The sequence below is a fragment of the Aliidiomarina maris genome, assembly GCF_003987335.1.
Taxonomy (GTDB): domain Bacteria; phylum Pseudomonadota; class Gammaproteobacteria; order Enterobacterales; family Alteromonadaceae; genus Aliidiomarina; species Aliidiomarina maris.
In genome coordinates, this window is the sequence record NZ_PIPK01000017.1 from 19,305 (window position 1) to 37,523 (window position 18,219).

Below are 18,219 nucleotides of genomic sequence, written 5' to 3' on the forward strand. Positions count from 1 at the left end.
ATGATTGCGAGAAAATTGTGTAAAGTTGTTACAAAGTGAAAATACATTGCTACGTTTAAAAGTGTCGCGTGGCTCGTTTAACCCAACGTTAAGCCAACGCGCCTGTTTCGTAGATGGAATTGTGTAAGCAATATGCCCCTAGGAGGGAGCTAGCATGAAAAAAACACGTTTATCTTTAGCCCTTGCGGCCATTTTTTCGCTGTCACTTGGTTTAGCTGCATGCAGCGACCCGGACGATCAACGCGGCGATCCAATGGACCCGGCGCAAGAAACCTCTGCTGCTGAGCGTGAAGCTCGGCAGCAGGAGGTGCGCGACGAACGTAACCCCACTGCTGAAACCGACGACGATGACCTTTGGGACGCGGCCCGCGACCCTAGCAATCAGCCAGCGCCAGCTATGGGCGAATATCGCAACAAGGAGTACCGCGAAGATTTAATGGCAGGTGATATTTCAGAACTTGGCGATGCCAGCGACCCGCAAACAGTGCGCACTCACGAGCAGGAACATGCAGAATTACAGCAAACTCTGCGCGAGTACTTACAGCGCACCCGTGCCGACAACGAAAACCAATGCGCGATGCTACCCTACGGTCACAAGCCTTGTGGCGGGCCTGAAACCTACATGGTATATTCGCAAAAAGACATGAGCGACAGCGACATTGAGCAGCTAGAGCAGCGCGTCGCGCGCTACAACCAACTTGACGCCTTTATCAAAACCACCCGTGGTGTCATGAGCAACTGCCAGGTAACCCCAGAGCCTGAAATCCGTTTCGAAAACGGGCGTTGCGTCGCGAGCCAAGGGCGTTTATAACGCCCTAAACATTTACGCCCTAAACATTAACGTCCCCAGAATGGGTGCCTTTCATCGGTTACACCATATAAATCAATTCGGCGCCATAATGGTTGACCACCATCACGCGACATCGGCGACCAGCTCATCGACACACGTTGGCGGGTCGGTCGTATGCCGATCAAATCGAACGGTATCGACACGCTAAAGCCGTGGGTGAAGCTACCCTCACCATATTGCTCACTGCTGACATTGGTAAAGCTCGCGTAGGCAAGTACCGTCACACCTGAATCAAAGCGCCGCGAGAACGTCACCCCAACGCCATCATCACCGGCTAAGAAGCGCCCTACGTCTAACCGCAATAGCGAGTCTTTAAGCCATGGCATTTGGTAATACACGCTGGCATGGCCCATGGTGGTTTCGTAGTCTTCAAACCCAAACCAACCTTCGTAATTACGTTGACGCACGCGGTTAATATTCACCCCGAACGCCCATGGCGAATCAATTTGACGGTACAACACTTCACCACCGACACCGGCAAAGAAGCGCTCTAAATAACCACCGTAAGCCATGCCGTATACATTTTCCGATAAACGTTTGTAATACGTCGCTTGCAGGCTGTCGACCCAAACGTCATTGGTTGCATGTAAACGGAAGTCTGACCGCACCCGTGGTAAGTCAAAGTCAAACGGGTCACGGGTAAAGTTAAAGCGGTCATAGTTATTCTTTAAGTTCACCCCGAGTTCACCAAACAGGTGTAAATCGCGCGCCACCCAACCCGATGCGAACGCTTTCACACCCAGTTGGTAAAAATGGAAAGTTTCCGGGCTACCAAAGTCTTGGTTAAAGAATGGCTTTAAGCCATACCCTATACGGTTACTGCGCGGGTAGTCATATAACCACGCCGCAGGCTCATAGTCATGGGCTGGTGACTCGCGCTCAAACAACTCCGCAGTTTCATCAATGCGTTTGCCAGCGTCCTCGTTACGAATTCTGCGTTTAAACGCTTCTGCATCGACCCGCGTTAAACTCACTGGCATGTAGGCAGAAAGCTGCTCGAACTCATAAGTTTCAATGCTTTCTGGTAAAGCGTTAGCCAATATCCGTGCACTGCGGTCAATCGCTTCGTTGTTATCGCGGTAGCGCCAGGCATGCCCCTGCACGCGCACTGTGGTATCGTCCGGCATATTAAAGCGTGGTGCCGACACCGTGCGGGCATTTGAAATGCTATGGGCTAAACGGTTCCAATCAACGTCATCCACCGATTGTGCGCTTGGGGTTTGCGGTTCAACGCGCGGGCGGTCAACCCGCACCTGGCTCAAGGTGTTTAAGTTGGTACGCAGGGCCACGTTAAACATCAAGGTGTCGCCCCGCTCGTAGCTTACCGACGCATCCAGCCAATCAAATACCCGATAGCTGGCACCGAAGTTCCACGGCGTGCTGGCGTCAATTGGCACCCCGGCGCGATCACGCGAATAATCGTTGCCATCGTACTCAAGCATTAAACGCAATGGTTCCCAAGGGGTCTGGTACTCTACGCCCCCGAATAGGGCTGCGGGGCCAGCAAAATAGCGGTCAAAATCGAGCTGACTACCAGTGCCTACAGTTTGAGTCGAACGGTCACAAAACCGGTCAGCTAAATCACAAAACGGGTTCGACACGGTGTCACGTGAACCATTGCGGCCAAAGCCAATACCGGCAGTAAAATCGAACGCACCGTAGCGCTTAGACGCGACAATATACTCCCCGTCAAACAAGCCAGTACCCGCAAAATCCTGAAAACCTACCGACACTTCAGGCAACCACTGGCGCTCTTGCCACAACCGCAGTTTTACATCAAAACCTTTGTCAGTAAGAATATTGGTGCCACTGAATTCCGGGCGGTTGCTATACAAGCGGTTTGGTATCCGGGTGTAAAACGCACTCGCCTGCAGCCAAGGCAATACTTGCATGCTCACCGTGTAGCGCCGGTACTCGTCGGTGTCGGCATACATTAATACGGTTTCGCCTTCATCGGCCATGCGCGCAGTCGGGGTTTGCATCAAGCCCACGCCGCCATAATGGTTGCGTCGCGGGCTGGTATCAAAACCCTGCCAGTAAGGCACGGCTGCCATACGGCTATTGAAGTCGAGCGGCGGCAAGGTCTCACCATAGCCCACCCAATGGCGCAGCAGTTCAGGTATTTCTTGATGCAACGCACTAAAACGGCGTGGAAATAAACTATCAGCAGGTTCCACCCACAGTATATCGCCTGGGGTTAACTCGCTGTCACGGGCGTTATGCATGCCCCAAGGCACTTGCTCAAACTCACCACCGGGGCGCACCACAGTGACATGTTCGCGGTTCAACGCAGGTGTACTACTGGCAGTATTCACTAGCTGCGTCATATATTGGCGCACACTGTAACCAGGGTTAATCCGCACCCGGCTTGGGCTCATTGCGCCCATCACAGGCACATAGTCCTGACGCTCAGGGGTGAGTAACACATACTGCCCTGGGGCTAACAATGGGTTGGCCCCAAGCTGTTGGCGTGCAGCGGCTAAATCAATCGCTAAATAGGGCTGATACGCCAATTGCCATTGTGCCACTTGCTCGGCCAAGCCCTGCACCGCATCCGCGCGGGTTTGATTATCACGGCTTAACCAATACGCCCGCAGCAAGTTCAATCCAGCCACCAGTTCACGTTGGCGCTGTTGAAGGTCGGCTGTGCCGGCACGGTCAATTAAACGTGCATTCGGCCAATATATATCAGCACCTTGCTGCGCAACCGCTTGCTCTAGAACCTGTCGCAAGCGCACTGGGCCGTCAAAAGTCAGGGTGTAGGCTTCATTTACCTGCACTAGCACGCTCTGGTTTTGCTCGGCAGCACTACTTGCGACCTGGGCGCCCTGCGCCATGGCATGAGGCGCATGCAGTGCCCACATCACCGCGCTGGCAATAATGGCTAATTTCGTTGGTTGCTTGCTCATTTTATGCATCATCGCGGCCTATCCATTTGACTTCCAGCCACTCGATTGGGGCTTGTCCGGGTACAAAGTGCTGAATACTTTTAACTATATGACCGTCATCTTCCAGCCAGTATTCGTTGATATACTCACGTGGCATACCGCGCCGTGCAGAAACAACTTCGACATGCTCAACCCAACGCACGGTTTGGGCGAAGCGCGTTGGCAACTCAATCGACTCAGCTTCGCCTTGGCGAAAAGTGCTGGTTAATTGCAAGGTATAGCGAGCATCATCGTCACGCATATCAATTTGGTGCAGCCAAGGCTGTTGGCAAGACGCTGTGCTTCGCTGCTGTTGCATCTGCTGCTGCAAACACCACAGTGGATCCTCGCTCAAATTACTCACCCCAGTGAGTTCTGGGGCAATATCAAAGGTACGCACAACACGCCCGTTCTGGGTTTCTAATACTTCTCTATTCGCAGTCACCCACTGCCAGCGCTCTGCTGGCACCTCTCCGTCAATGAAGCCCAGTACTACGAAAGCGCGTGGCAGGTCACCACGGCGGACATAAATGCCAGTGTACGGCAGGTTGGCTATGCGCTCAGGGCTCAACTCTGCATCGACTTTGGGTGCAGTTGCATACTGCCAAGTTTCTTTCACATCGCCAAATACAGACGTACAAGCGGTCAACAGCAGGGGGGCGCAAAGTGCGCCAGCTGCGAAACGGAAAAGTTTTGCGGTCATTGGGGTAACTCGTCGTCGTTGTTATTGTGCACATGCTACAACAAAAAATACCGCCCGAGGGCGGTATTTTACGAAAAGTGTGCTTTAACGTTCGTTTAAAACTAACTTTTACTAGCTGCTTACACTGCAGTTGGTGCAGTCGGAGCTGTAGGTGCGGTTGGCGCAGTCGGTGCAGTTGGGCTAGTCGGATCTGTTGGGTCTGTTGGATCCGTTGGTTCTGTTGGATCCGTTGGGTCAGTCTCATCAGACGAACTGTCCGCTGCAACGGCAACGGCAGCAACAACTGCAGCACCAATCGCAACCATACCAGGTGTAGTTAAACCACCAGCACCTACCTGACCAGCTTGATCACCAGCCGTTTGCGCCATTACTGGGCTAATAGCTAAACCCAATGCAGCTGCAACAGCAATTGATAACTTCTTCATAATAAATACCTCGTTCGAGTATTGCGGATACATGTATCGCTGTTCTTAGTGCCTTCTCAACTTGAACATCATCCAATGAGCCAAGCCAATTTGATTTCAGAAACAACTAACGTACATGTTAGGCGTTAACTTACTAAAAATCAACGAAATTAAAATCTGAACTCCCAACTGGCACGCACGGCCAAATCGTGTTCAGAACTCTCGCTACTCATTGAATTTAAAAAGTTTTCTCGAACCACATCGTAACTATAAGTGACGCCAATGGTGAGTAAAGTTTCCGCAAATGGGCGTTGATAATTCACGTCGACCATACGCCGCTTTATATCAAAGTCTCGACCTTCTATATCATGCTGCATCGCAACCAAGCGGTTACTCGCACCCATGCGTTGATCACGCAAGCGCATTTGCCAGCCTGTTCCGTGCGCCGTTTGAAATCTATAGCCTAAGGTCAACGACTCAACATCCTGATCAATCGCAGCGCCCATATTCAAGCCCCAACGCCGATACCCTGCAGGGTCGGTATTATCGTCATAAAAAAATGCAGGCACATCCGTGTGCTCTGCGAAGAATTGCTGCAAATTCTGACCTAACATTATACTGTGGCTAACACCAATCGTTAGCGCATACCTGCTATCCCTGCTGGCACCTTCAAAGGCCACTACGTCTGTACTGCCCGAACGCTGCGCAGCTTCAGCGTAAAGCGTCACCGCTAACGGCAAGGCCAGTCGTACGTCCGCACCCACTATATGATTACGCCGCCCTAAATTGTCACCGGCTTGCAAGGTGGTGCTAGCCCCAATGCTCAACGCGGGCAACGGACGAATACCTAACCGCGCCCCCGCAATTTCCTGATCGCCCAAAGGCCCGGCACTTTGGGTTCGCCCTGCGAATGCCGTAGCATGCCATCGCCCTGCCCAGCGCAATACAGGTAGGTTCGAGGGGTTGTCTTCTAAGCGGTTCAAACGAAAACCCTGTAATGGGCGTGCGTTGGTGGACATCACTAACGCGTTATCCTGGCCTGGGCCCCACCACACCGGCATTTGATCAACACTGAATGCCCAGTTGCCCAAAGTGGTGGCTAAGTAACTACCCTCAAAGGTATACGACTTGTGCTCAACGCTACCACCGCGCACATTCGTTTGAATACGCGCTGCCGTATGCTCGTTGGTGAAAGTACGCGATACGACTAAGCTAGCATGCTCTCTATACATGTCAGCGTAACCATTCTGACGAGCGCGTTCGCTATTTAAAGTGGTGCGAACGCCATTCACACGCTCCATTTGCGCAAAATCAAGCGCTGCCGACACACGATAATAAGCATGTAGCTCATCGTCATTTAGCCAAGCTGGATCTATGCGCCGCAAATCCCTGGCAATACCCGACCACATCAGTGGATAGGTATTTACATGCCCACGCAGATAGCCTGCATCGGCAAGTTGTTCAATGCTTGCGCGCAAGTACGCATCATTGGCTTCGATCCACGGTGAAGCCTGCGCTTTGTCACCGAGCGCACTCACCAGCGCGCAGGCAACCAGCAGTGCCCGAAAGTAATAACGACTTAGCATCAGATGCTGTTAATCGCAGCTAACGCGACGGCCGAATTATAAATAATGTTGGTTATCTGCGACCATAACTGTAAATTGTCAGTGTACCCCGTATTGAGCGGCACCACGATAGTGTCGCCAGGGCGCACATCGGCAGAGCCCGTCGAGCTGAACCAGCCAGTACGCTGACGGTGAGGCTCAATTGAACCGTTGGCACGTACCACATAAATGCGACGGGTGTCAGCTTTCTGCTTAGTGCCACCACTCATATTAATATACTCACGCACACTCAGTTCACGGTCATAGCGGTACGACATCGCCATTTGTACTTCACCGATAATACTGACTGAATCCATACGTGAAGGTATATGCAGGGTATCGCCGTGCTTGAGTTCTATATCGCCAGCACCACTGGTACCGTCAAGCACACGCGGTAAATCAACAATTAAACGGCCCACTGGCTCAACGGCCATTAAGTCCGCCAACAAGGTTCGCATCTGCCCATAAGGCTGCGTAGACCCAGTGCCAGTAATTGCATTGCCGGCTATTTCCCGCTGCAGCTCTTCAGCTAGCATATTCATGCGCTGACGCTCCTGCCGACGCAGCTCCTCACGGGTAAATACCGCACCTTCAATGAACGCATGGCTGGTAAACCCACCAGCACGTTCAATCAGCGCGCGTAAGCTTTCACCACGACGAATAGCGTAAGTACCGGGGAAGCGAACCTCACCTCGCAGCGTGACTTCATAAGTGGTTTGCCATTCAGGAATGCTTAACACATTCAAGCGATCACGCCCCTGCAGTTCAACGTCATCATTACCCAGCATCACGTCAAGCAAGTTCACAGTCAAGTATTCAGTTTCTGCATTATCGCGGCTCACATTCAAACGGGTAATTTCAGCCCGCTGCAAGTAAGCCGATTCTTGCAAACCGCCAGCCGCTGCAAGTAACCGACTTGCCGTAGCGTTTTCTACCAGCGGATAAATACCTGGGTGGTTCACTTCACCAGCAACATAAACAAACGGCGTCTGGCCGCGTTGCGTACGCTGACGCTGTAAACGTTGCATCACGGGCTCTAGCATGCGCTGACGTGAATAATCGGCTAGGTCTTGCTCGTCGACGTTGTTAGCATCTGGATCAGAATTACCAAATAATTCGCGTATAGGTACACTTTGGCTCTCGCGTAAACGTTGCTCACGCTCACGCGCTTGAGGGTCTAACTCAGCCTCACGCACAATGTCCTCTAAAAACGCCATGCGATAGTTGTCCAGCAATTCCCTGCGATATTCGCGCTCGCGTTCTTGCTGGGTCAAGGTCAGGCGCGAAAGGTTCTGCTGCTCTTCTACCCGGGTTTGATAGCGGCTGAAAACAAGCACTTGGTCGCGTTCCTGCAAACCTAAGTTCTCCGCTTCATCCCCTTCAACTGCGAGCGCAACGTCAAACTGCAGTACTTTAATTTGGCGGCGTGGGCCGTGTTCACGCACTACTAAGCCGTAACTTAAATCTGCCTGTTCAAGTAAATCGTGGCGTGCGCTTTTAATTACGTCATTAATACGCATGCCTTCGCGCCATTGGTAATTACCAGGCCGCGTGACCGCACCCACCAACAACACGCTATCGTCTAAGCTGTCAGCCACTTTACCAATGGTAATTTCATCACCACCTTGGACTTGCGCATTCAGCTCACTGCTGAGGTTTAAATCGCGGGTGGTCATGACACGGCGGCCGTCACGTACACGGCGCACTTGCACCGCACCCATGTAGGCTTCAGGTTTCGCACCGCCTGCAAAGGCAATGGCATCAGCTAAGGTTTCATTGCCTTTTAATTCATACAATGCCGGGCGATTCACTTCGCCTTGTACCGCTATCATGTCACCGCGTGGTGGGATAAAAATAACATCACCACTGCGTAACAAGCGATCCGCCGACGAATCACCACGCATGAGCAGATCATATACATCAAATTCTGACTCGACTTCGCCGCCACGCATTAAGCGTATAGTACGCAATGAGGCGATATCCGATACACCACCAGCCACATACAAAGCCTGGCTAAGCGTTGACAATGAACTGACCGTATAAGCGCCCGGTTGATAAGCTTCACCGACAATGAAAATTTGAATAGAACGCAATTGCCCCATACTAATTGAAGCTTGGTAACCAATTAAGCGCTCGCGGGTACGATGCTGAATCAGCTCCTGCATCGCAGAATAGGTAATACCCGCAACCGTAATTTCGCCCAAACGCGGAATATGAATTTTGCCTTCACGGTCAACTTCAAGTTGAAAGGTGCGGTCTTCCTGACCAAACAGCTGCACAGTAATCTGGTCGCCAATACCGACCAGATAATTAGAGGGCACTGGCGCATGAGTGGTAGGAGCAAAGGTACGTGGCTGGCCGGCAAATACGTCATAACCGAACGCCTTCAGTTCGTCTGCGTCGGTTCTGAACTGACGCTCTAAATCAGTCGGAATAATGGGGTCGCCATACTGGTCGAACTCAGTGCCGCGCGGAAACACCACGTCTTCTTCCTGCTGCTGTTGCTGTGGGCTGCGCGTACTGTCACGACGCTCCATTTGGTCCAGCATTTGAATATCTACACCAAACTGGCGTGCCAGCTGTTCTTGCTGCGCCCGCGGCAAGCTGCGCAACTGCTCAATTTGTGCCTGGCTCGGCATGTTTTGCGCATACACTGCATTCGCAGCAGTGTAACTTAGCGTCGCTGTCAGCGTGGTCGCAAGCATAGCGCTCGCGACAACAAGGTTGCGAAAAAATCCTGTACTCACCGGGGTGCTCCTAAAGGTCGAACTAAAATTAAAAATTATTATGTGCGCAGCTACTGACTAGTCAGCATTGAATAAGTCGCGAGTGTACACTTTATCGGCGACATCTTCTAATGCCTTGTCCATACGGTTTGAAACTATTACACAAGCTTCACGTTTGAACGCCGCTAAGTCGTTTACCACCCGCGAATTAAAGAAGTGGCTATCTTCTAACACTGGCTCGTACACCACCACCTCTATCCCTTTGGCTTTAATGCGCTTCATCACCCCTTGAATCGCCGAGGCACGGAAATTATCCGAGCCAGACTTCATCACCAAGCGGAAAATACCCACCACTTTGGGGTTCTTGGCAATCACAGCGTCGGCAACAAAGTCTTTACGGGTGCGGTTCGCATCGACAATGGCACGCATCATGTTTTGCGGCACGTCTTCATAGTTGGCCAGTAACTGCTTGGTGTCTTTCGGTAAGCAGTAACCACCATAGCCAAAGCTTGGGTTATTGTAGTGGCCACCAATGCGTGGGTCTAAGCTCACCCCTTCAATAATTTGCCGGGTGTCGAGGCCGTGAACTTCAGCGTAGGTGTCAAGCTCATTAAAATACGCCACGCGCATGGCTAAATAGGTGTTCGAAAATAGTTTTACCGCTTCCGCTTCGGTGCTGTCGGTAAATAGCACCGGAATATCCGCAGCAGGTTTCATGGCGCCTTGTACTAACAGCGCGGCGAAGCGTTCAGCGCGCGCTGACCGCTCACCCACAATCACCCGCGAAGGGTGCAAATTGTCGTATAACGCACGACCTTCACGTAAAAATTCCGGTGAAAATATAATGTTGTCAGTGCCCATCTTGTCTTTCAACATTTGGGTATAACCCACCGGTATGGTCGACTTAATCACCATCACCGCTTCGGGGTTAATCTGCTTGACCTGGGCGATGACCGCTTCAACGCTACTGGTATTAAAATAATTGGTTTTCGGGTCGTAGTCAGTGGGGGTGGCAATAATCACAAACTCAGCGTCCGCATAAGCTTGTTCAGGGCTTAACGTAGCGGTTAATTGCAGCGGCTTATTCGCCAGAAAATCGCTAATTTCAGCATCTTCAATCGGTGAGCGCTTGGCATTAATTAAATCAACTTTACGCTGCACCAAATCAACGGCGACAACCTCGTTATGCTGTGCTAACAATACGGCGTTCGACAGGCCCACATAGCCTGTGCCAGCAACGGCAATTTTCATCTTCAATCCTTTCGTCATTTTAAATTATTTGAGTGCCTGATATGCAGTCTCAATCGCATCAAACACCTCTGGCGGAACCGAGTAGCGAAATTGCTTGCGTCGGTTTTCGGAAATACGCCCATGGTGTTGCATGCAATGCATGACAAGGCTGGCTAAATCCTTCGCTGCCACGTCAAACTGTTTATCAATTTGCTGATAAATAGCGTCATACTGCTTCAGGTAGTCACTTTCCTGAATCAGTTTTGTTGTCAGCGCCTGCTCTACCGCCGCAAACATAAACTCGACACAGTGGGTGGCGTCCCAGTAACGGTACAATGCGTCATGTCCTTGAAAGTCAAAGTGGTAGCGTTCACCATCAATCCACTCGACTTGCCAAAATGGCCTTGTACCTGCAGACCAGCTTTCTAATACCGCTTTGTAGCCCGCTTCATCTTGCTTTAATACCGCCGACACAGGCAACAGTAAACCGTCGTCCAAGGCGCCTTGCTGGCACAATACCTGATGAAACAGGAACCGTGACAAACGCCCGTTACCATCCATAAATGGGTGAACAAATACAAAGCCGAACGACACTATCGCCGCCAGCATAATAGGGTCCAAACCACCATCCTCATGAAGGTTTTTACCACCATCATGGTTAGCCAATGCCATCAGTTCGGACATCAATTCCCGGGCTAACTGCGGTGCTGGGGGTAGATAAGTGACGCCAAGGGCGCCGCGCAAGCCATTGCTTAAATAGTTTTGCTCGTGGCGAAACGAAGCGGCCTGCACAAAAACATTGCTGACTGTCGCGTTTTGTAAGCTGACCAGGTAATCTTCGGTTAAATCTCGGGGTTTATGAGCCTGCTTTAACAGGTCAATAAACCGGTTGGCTTTGTCTCCCCCCGGTAGTTCCCTTTCAATAGCGTAAGAGCTACGGGTTTCGTCTAAGTACGCCCAGGCCAAGGTTCTGGTTAGTAGGTCAGCAGGCAACGCTTGCACAAAGTCCTGAACTTGTTGTAATAAGTTCTTGTGCAAAAACTTGTCTAAAATCGGCGTTTTGCGCACCACAGCACAATAGCGCAACGAGCCTATCCCGTTGAAAACTACGCGCCAACGGCGGTTACGCTCCCCCGCTGAGGTATAATAGCGCTCAGGGTTGAACAAACCGACATAATTATGGCGTAAGCCTTCAGATTCACGCTGCACACGTTGCCCTGTATAATGCTCCCACAAATAACATGCCTTACGCAAAAACTGGCTGCCTGGGGCGGCATCGTAGGCGCTGCGCAATTCAGGCTCAGGCACCAGCTGCAGCGCCTGTGCCAGAATGGTCAGGTTAATACCCTCATGCTTTAGCGCAAATAGCACGTGGCTAAGTACATTGTCATTGTCGGGCGCCACCGAGGCAGGCACCGCAAGGCAATCGCCGATAACTTCCAGCCTTGACACCGGGCGTATCTCAGCAAATGGCGATGGCTCGGGCGCTTGTACGCCATCATATTTCGCCAACCATGCATAGCCTACTTTCATGTGCGAAGCCTGTTGAAACTATTATTTTTATGCTTTTAACATATTTTTTATGCAAACGATAGCTGGGCAAATAAAATTTATGCGCTTCACTGGGAGCTTGATTGAGTGCTTGACTGGCGGTTTGACTGAGAGTTTAGCCCAATAATTAAATCACACAATTGACTACTTGGGCTAAATGCCAATGGCATCTGCTGCAGGCGCTGATGAATCGCCACCACATTGTGTTCACTACATTCAATATCGAAACTTTCAATTAAGTAAGCCAATTCCTGCCATGGCAGGTCAATTTCACGCGCGGTCATAATACGTGGGTGCGCGGTCAACTCAACGTTATCGCCAATTAACAGCTCTTCATAAAGCTTTTCACCCGGCCGCAAGCCACTGAATATAATCTCGATATCGCCATGGGGGTTCTCTTCAGTTTTCACTTCAAGCCCCATTAAGCGCACTAGCTTAGTGGCGAGGTCAATAATTTTAACTGGCTCGCCCATATCCAGCACGAATACCTGGCCGCCATTATTGGCCTCTTCTTTGGCCATAATGGAGCCCATAGCACCAGCTTGAATCACTAACTGTGCCGCTTCGGGTATGGTCATAAAATAACGGGTAATTTCAGGGTCAGTGACCGTAATCGGGCCACCTTGAATGATCTGCTGGCGAAATAGCGGTATTACCGAACCTGACGAGCCGAGCACATTGCCAAAACGTACCATGGAAAAGTGAGTGTGCACGCCTTCACGCTTGGCTAAGGCTTGCAGCACCAACTCGGCAAAGCGCTTGGTGGCCCCCATCACATTGGTCGGGCGCACGGCTTTATCGGTTGAAATGAGTACAAAGTCTTTAACACCTGCCGCGATGGCCGCTTCAGCGGTACGCAAGGTGCCAAATACGTTATTACGCATACCCTCTACCACGTTATACTCCACCATAGGTACATGCTTGTAGGCGGCAGCATGGTATACCGTGTCTATGGCGAACGCCTGCATTAAACGTTGTAAACGGGATTGGTTTTGCACACTTGCCAGCACGGGCTTTAAACTGACGTCATACTGCTCTCGTTGCAACAGCTGGGTGAGTTCGCGTTCAATGGCGTATAAGTTATATTCCGACACTTCAACCAGCACCAACACTTTCGGTTCGCTGGCAATAATCTGACGGCACAGTTCCGAGCCAATCGACCCACCGGCACCGGTAACTAACACCGCTTTACCGCGAATATTAGTGTCCATTAAGCGCTGACGGGGTGCCACAGGGTCGCGACCGAGTAAGTCTTCAATACGCACTTCTTGTAGATCGTCTACCGCGACTTGGCCGTCAACCATGTCGGCCATGCCTGGCACGGTTTGCACCACAACTTTAAGTGGTTCGAGTAAATCAAGAATTTGTTTACGGCGACTGCGGCTTGCACTGGGCAGTGCTAGCAGTACCCGGCTGGCGTGGCATTCTTTGACACATTCCGCAATGCTTTCTGGGGAACGCACGCGTAAACCCAACATAGTGGAATTATGCAAGGTAACGTCGTCGTCGACAAAGCACACAGGGTGAAATTCGTTGCCGTTATTAATGGCTTGAGCTAGTTGGCGCCCGGCCGAGCCCGCCCCGTAGATAATCACGCGCTCTTTTTCTTTGCGGGTCGCTTGCTCGTATACAGCGCGCATAACTAAGCGCATGCCACCAATCAGCACTAGCGACATGAGGGCGTAGTTGACGATAACACTGGGTGGCACTGGGGCGTCTAACCAATAAACGGCTACGGCGAGTACCACAGCAGAACTGACAACCCCAAGCAACACAGTAAGTAAGGCAGAAAGCGCCATGTAGCGGACAACGGCTCGGTACAAGCCAAAGCGGGCGAAAAGGAATAGCGAAACCGGAATGGCGACGATAATAGCCAGTACGGTGTTTCCATCGCCCAGTGTGTACCAAGTTTCATAGCGCACCGACAGTGCAAAAAGGTAAGCGAATAACAGCGCACCGATATCAATTACCAGGGAAACAATGCGCTTGGCTTCGCGGGGTAACGCGAAAAGCTTACTTAGCAGTCTATTTAACTCTATCACCGGAACCTTTACCTGCAACGGTCATGAAAATGTATTTGAAATAATTCTTCAGGCTCATGGTTCTTATCATTTCAGCATCGACTTCGGCTAGCTTTTCTGGCGTAGACATGTCGATTTCATTAACTTGCGCTAAACCAGTAATACCGGGGCGCAAGTTGTACACACCATGTTTCTCGCGCGCTGCTGTTAATTCCTGTTGATTAAACAAGCCCGGCCTTGGCCCTACCAAACTCATTTCACCTATTAGGACGTTCCAAAGCTGTGGAAGTTCATCCAATTTGGTGCGCCTTAAAAAATGACCGAACTTAGTAATCGATGATGTACTAGCTAAGTGACTGGCGACACTGGCAGTGTCTTTGCTCATTGTCCGAAATTTAACAAGCGTAAAAGGTTGCTGATTTCGACCTACGCGTTCCTGTCGAAAAATAGGCGAACCTGTGTCAAACAATCCGATAATAAACAAGACAAGTAGAACTGGGAGTCCGGCTATAAGCCCAATGAGTGAGAAAAATAAATCAAGCGCTCTTGTCATTACGGTTTACTACCTTTTGTATAATCTGAACTGTTTAGCTCATCTCGAACATAATCTTGAATGGCTTGCTCAAAAGAAACTTTTGGTTGCCAGTTGAGAGTTTGTTTAGTATGGCTAATGTCCAGCTGTAAGTTACCTAGTAATCGGTCAGATATTGCGTGCTTGCTGAATAAACCAGCCGCTGCGCGCATCAGTGAAACAGGAAATGGCAGTAACCTCGGACTTTTACCGTAAGCAAGAGTTAATGCCTCAAGAAGTTCTTTCGTTGAAACGTCGCAGTCATCGCTTACCAAAAATACACCGTTTAGGGGAGTAGGATGCATAATGCAAGTAACTATAAAGTCGATCAAGTTATCTAAGGCAAGTAGACTTCGACTATTCCTCACGCTTTTAATTGGTAAAGGGAAGTTTAAATTAGCAACTGAAGATAATGTTCTAAAATTTCCTTTCACTCCCCTACCGTAAACCAAAGGGGGACGAATCACTATCAAATCCACATCAGAGCCTGAAAGCTCTTCTTTTAACTTTAATTCTGCGCTTGCTTTTGATTCTGCGTAAAGTCCGATTGGCTTCAGGGCACTGTAACTGTAGAAGGGCAACCCGGGCTCCGTTGACTCCCCCATAACCTTAGCTGAACTCAAAAATATGAGCTTTTTAACATTATGTTTACGACAAGACTCGGCGAGCTTCTTCGTTGCCTCGACGTTAATTAACTCAAAGTCATCAGAGACTGAACCATCTTCACTGGAAATTCCTGCACAATGGATCACAACATCTTTGTCGGATACAGCTTTATCCCAATCGGCGCTTTTTAGATCAACGGAGAAAAAATTAATCTCGTCCGACTTTACACGTTCAGTTCCGTACACATCCAAGTTGATGTGTCTAAGGGCTGAAATCAAATTATGTCCAATAAAACCTTTAGCCCCTGTTACTAAAACCTTCATTAATTAGCGCCCTATGCTTGAAATAAATAAAATAAAAGACAGTTTCTCATTCTGCCATGAAATTTTATCCACAACCGCTTTCGACTCCCTTTTAAAAATTTCAAGAGACAATTTGCCCGAATAAATATTCTGCAATGCAGACTCAAAATCAGAGTAGTTATTAACATACATTAGCGATGTATCAGGAAAGTAATCACTGGTGGCTTTAAGCTTAGTACACATAGAAGCAAGACCACAGGCAGTATATTCCAAGAGCTTAACCGGCAACAAAATATCAGTCATTTCGTTACGGTCATAAGGTGCAATACCTATATGCCCATCGCTGAGAATGCTTTGTAGTTGACTAGGGTTAAAACGGCCGTGAAATAAGACACGCTGAAACACATCTATTTCTCTGGACTTTTTCTCGAGTGTGGCTCTCAACAAACCATCCCCATGAATATCAAGAGAAACATCAAGGTTAGAAGGTAATGCTGCCACCCACTCAACTAGACGTTCTACTCCATAGTGCTCCCCTAAATTACCAATAAACTTTAGTTTTATTGGCGAGCCGACCTTATAGGTTGGCCCGTCAATAAATCGATCAACCTCGGGAGAATTATGTATTACATGGATATTGCCTGTTGTTAAGCATTGTAATTTACCTTTCAACTGCTTATTAACTGTCATCAAAGCAGTAGGGGATTTCAGCGACACATTATTTTCAAGAAAACGAAAAATCTTTTTAAATAAGGTGTTTTGGAATTTCCTCGAAAACACAAGCTCAGAATCATCATGTATATCAAGAACAACAGGGCAGCCGCGTAGCTTTAAGTACCAGGTTGATAACACAAGGAAATTCGGCATGTTATGAACCATCACTACCGAAGTAAAACGCGCTTCACCAATTGTCTTCATGAAAAAATAAAGCATCAATATAAAATATTGAATAAATTGAAACAGGCGGTTGCCCGCCCTATCAGCTAGATAATTAACTTTAAATGGCTGCTCGTATTGTACATCAGAATATCTAACACCATAAAAGTTAACTTCATAACCATGTTCAACTAACGCTAGACACTGCTTCAATATCCTTGCATCATAATTTATATCGGAATAGGCTAGCACCAATATCTTATTACATTTATTCATACTCATTGCTTTTCTTTAAAAAAAGCTTTTACCGCATTTACCACTTTATCAGCATCTCCTATGGTCATGTGATCACCAATAGGTAAGCTTAGTAAAGTAGAATCAATGGAGCATGCAACCGGGCACGTGGAACATTCCATATATCGGTATGCTTCGAGCTTCGGAAGAGCTATAGGGTAGTGGATGCCAGATTCTATACCGTTCTGAAGCAAATAAGCTTTTAAATCATCCCTATACTCAGTTTTTATAACAAAAAGATGATATACCTGAGTTACGTTTGAACTTCTAAATGGCAACTCAATTTTATTAACATCACTGAGCTTACTTAAATAAAGATCGGCGATTGCTATTCTTCTTCTAGTCCAGTCCTCGATATGATTGAGCTTAACATTTAGAACTGCCGCTTGAAGTGCATCTAATCTTGAGTTCCTTCCTTCAAATTCATGATCGTACTTCGCCACTCTACCGTGATTAGCGATTTTCCTTGCTTTAATAGCAAGCTCCTGATTGTTCGTAGTAATAGCTCCGGCGTCACCATAAGCACCAAGGTTTTTACCTGGATAAAAACTAAAGCAACCTACGTCTCCCAGAGTACCCACTTTTTCCCCTTCGTACTCGGCTCCGTGAGCTTGAGCACAATCCTCGATAACATAAAGCCCATGCTCCCTAGCTACACGCAAAATCGGATTCATATCACAGGGTTGCCCATATAAATGGACCGCTATTATTGCTTTCGTATTAGGAGTTATTTTTCTAATTACATCATCGATATCTAGAAGAAAATCTTTTGTATTTACGTCCGCAAATACCACCCGCAAACCTTCGCGGGTTACAGCCTCCGAGCTCGCTATAAATGAGTTTGCGGGAACAATAACTTCGCTGCCTTTCGGTATATCGAGTGCAGCAAGTGAAATCTCCAGTGCATCTGTACCACTGTTTACTCCTACACAATTGGAAGCTCCTACGTAGCGAGCAAATCGTGTTTCAAACTCAGAAACATGATTACCACCAATGAAGCTGGCATCGGCAATAACGGAATGAATCGCCTCATCAATTTCAGTTTTTATTTTTTTATATTGTCCAACCAAATCTAAAAACTTAATCATTTTTTATCCTATTTTCCTAGCGGGATTACCTACGTAAACACCTGACTCAATTATATCTTTCGTCACCACAGCACCGGCACCAATGACTACATCATCACATATTTTTACTGGCAGCACGGTAACGTTACTACCTATAGATACTCTATCCCCAACTTGTGTCGGGAGCCATTGTGATTTATCTCCTCTGGCGGGGCCGCCAAACTTAAAAAGATCGTTTACAAATACAACTCCATGACCAATAAAACAGTCATCCCCTATGCTAACCAACTCGCAAATAAACGTATGAGATTGGACTTTAGTGCGCTTACCAATTTCGACATCCTTTTGGATTTCTGTAAACGGGCCAATAAAACTTGCGTCGCCAATTTTGCAACCATACAGATTGCATGGTTCAACCACCGTAACTACTTTGCCGAATTCTACGTTCACAAAGCCTACTTTTTTGATAATTGGTAAATTACTCATC

The 18,219-nt window shown here is 48.7% G+C and carries 14 protein-coding genes; 1 reads left to right on the forward strand and 13 read right to left on the reverse strand.

Translation table 11 applies throughout. The annotated features are described in order from the left end of the window. Positions 1-154 precede the first annotated feature (154 nt). Positions 155-811 carry a hypothetical protein gene (locus CWE07_RS13145; protein ID WP_111570366.1) on the forward strand — a complete coding sequence of 219 codons (657 nt, stop codon included), beginning with the start codon at positions 155-157 and terminating at the stop codon, positions 809-811. A 26-nt stretch (positions 812-837) separates the two neighbouring features. On the opposite strand, the gene CWE07_RS13150 is transcribed toward CWE07_RS13145, so the two are convergent. From CWE07_RS13150 to CWE07_RS13210, 13 genes are all read right to left on the reverse strand, one after another. After that, positions 838-3,759 (reverse strand): YjbH domain-containing protein, encoded by a 2,922-nt coding sequence (locus tag CWE07_RS13150; RefSeq protein WP_181452302.1) that lies wholly within the window; start codon positions 3,757-3,759, stop codon positions 838-840. Between the two features lies 1 nt (position 3,760). Next, the gene (locus CWE07_RS13155) at positions 3,761-4,480 is read right to left on the reverse strand and encodes a YjbF family lipoprotein (protein ID WP_111570368.1); all 720 of its coding nucleotides are present in this window, start codon (positions 4,478-4,480) and stop codon (positions 3,761-3,763) included. Positions 4,481-4,599: 119 nt separating this feature from the next. Beyond that, positions 4,600-4,905: a hypothetical protein gene (locus tag CWE07_RS13160; protein ID WP_181452303.1), complete on the reverse strand. Its 306-nt coding sequence runs from the start codon at positions 4,903-4,905 to the stop codon at positions 4,600-4,602. A gap of 149 nt (positions 4,906-5,054) precedes the next feature. After that, entirely contained in the window at positions 5,055-6,470 is a 1,416-nt protein-coding gene (locus CWE07_RS13165) for a capsule assembly Wzi family protein (RefSeq protein ID WP_111570369.1), read from the reverse strand. Further along, positions 6,470-9,235 carry an SLBB domain-containing protein gene (locus CWE07_RS13170; protein ID WP_241974146.1) on the reverse strand — a complete coding sequence of 922 codons (2,766 nt, stop codon included), beginning with the start codon at positions 9,233-9,235 and terminating at the stop codon, positions 6,470-6,472. Before CWE07_RS13170 ends, CWE07_RS13165 begins: the two co-directional genes overlap by 1 nt. 57 nt (positions 9,236-9,292) lie before the next feature. Further along, positions 9,293-10,465, reverse strand: a complete 1,173-nt coding sequence (locus CWE07_RS13175) for a nucleotide sugar dehydrogenase (RefSeq protein ID WP_111570371.1) — start codon at positions 10,463-10,465, stop codon at positions 9,293-9,295. Positions 10,466-10,489: 24 nt separating this feature from the next. After that, positions 10,490-11,977, reverse strand: a complete 1,488-nt coding sequence (locus CWE07_RS13180) for a Fic family protein (protein WP_111570372.1) — start codon at positions 11,975-11,977, stop codon at positions 10,490-10,492. Positions 11,978-12,063: 86 nt separating this feature from the next. Next, positions 12,064-14,037 (reverse strand): polysaccharide biosynthesis protein, encoded by a 1,974-nt coding sequence (locus CWE07_RS13185; RefSeq protein ID WP_241974147.1) that lies wholly within the window; start codon positions 14,035-14,037, stop codon positions 12,064-12,066. Continuing rightward, the gene (locus CWE07_RS13190; protein WP_111570373.1) at positions 14,021-14,569 is read right to left on the reverse strand and encodes a sugar transferase; all 549 of its coding nucleotides are present in this window, start codon (positions 14,567-14,569) and stop codon (positions 14,021-14,023) included. The genes CWE07_RS13185 and CWE07_RS13190 overlap by 17 nt, the downstream gene beginning before the upstream one ends. After that, a complete protein-coding gene (locus CWE07_RS13195) occupies positions 14,569-15,516 on the reverse strand; it encodes an NAD-dependent epimerase/dehydratase family protein (protein WP_111570374.1) in 948 nt (315 codons plus the stop codon). Before CWE07_RS13195 ends, CWE07_RS13190 begins: the two co-directional genes overlap by 1 nt. 3 nt (positions 15,517-15,519) lie before the next feature. Next, on the reverse strand, positions 15,520-16,653 hold the full coding sequence (locus tag CWE07_RS13200) for a glycosyltransferase (RefSeq protein ID WP_111570375.1): 1,134 nt from the start codon (positions 16,651-16,653) through the stop codon (positions 15,520-15,522). After that, on the reverse strand, positions 16,650-17,753 hold the full coding sequence (locus tag CWE07_RS13205; RefSeq protein ID WP_111570376.1) for a DegT/DnrJ/EryC1/StrS family aminotransferase: 1,104 nt from the start codon (positions 17,751-17,753) through the stop codon (positions 16,650-16,652). The genes CWE07_RS13200 and CWE07_RS13205 overlap by 4 nt, the downstream gene beginning before the upstream one ends. Positions 17,754-17,756: 3 nt before the next feature. Beyond that, positions 17,757-18,218 (reverse strand): acyltransferase, encoded by a 462-nt coding sequence (locus CWE07_RS13210; RefSeq protein ID WP_111570377.1) that lies wholly within the window; start codon positions 18,216-18,218, stop codon positions 17,757-17,759. Position 18,219 lies beyond the last annotated feature (1 nt).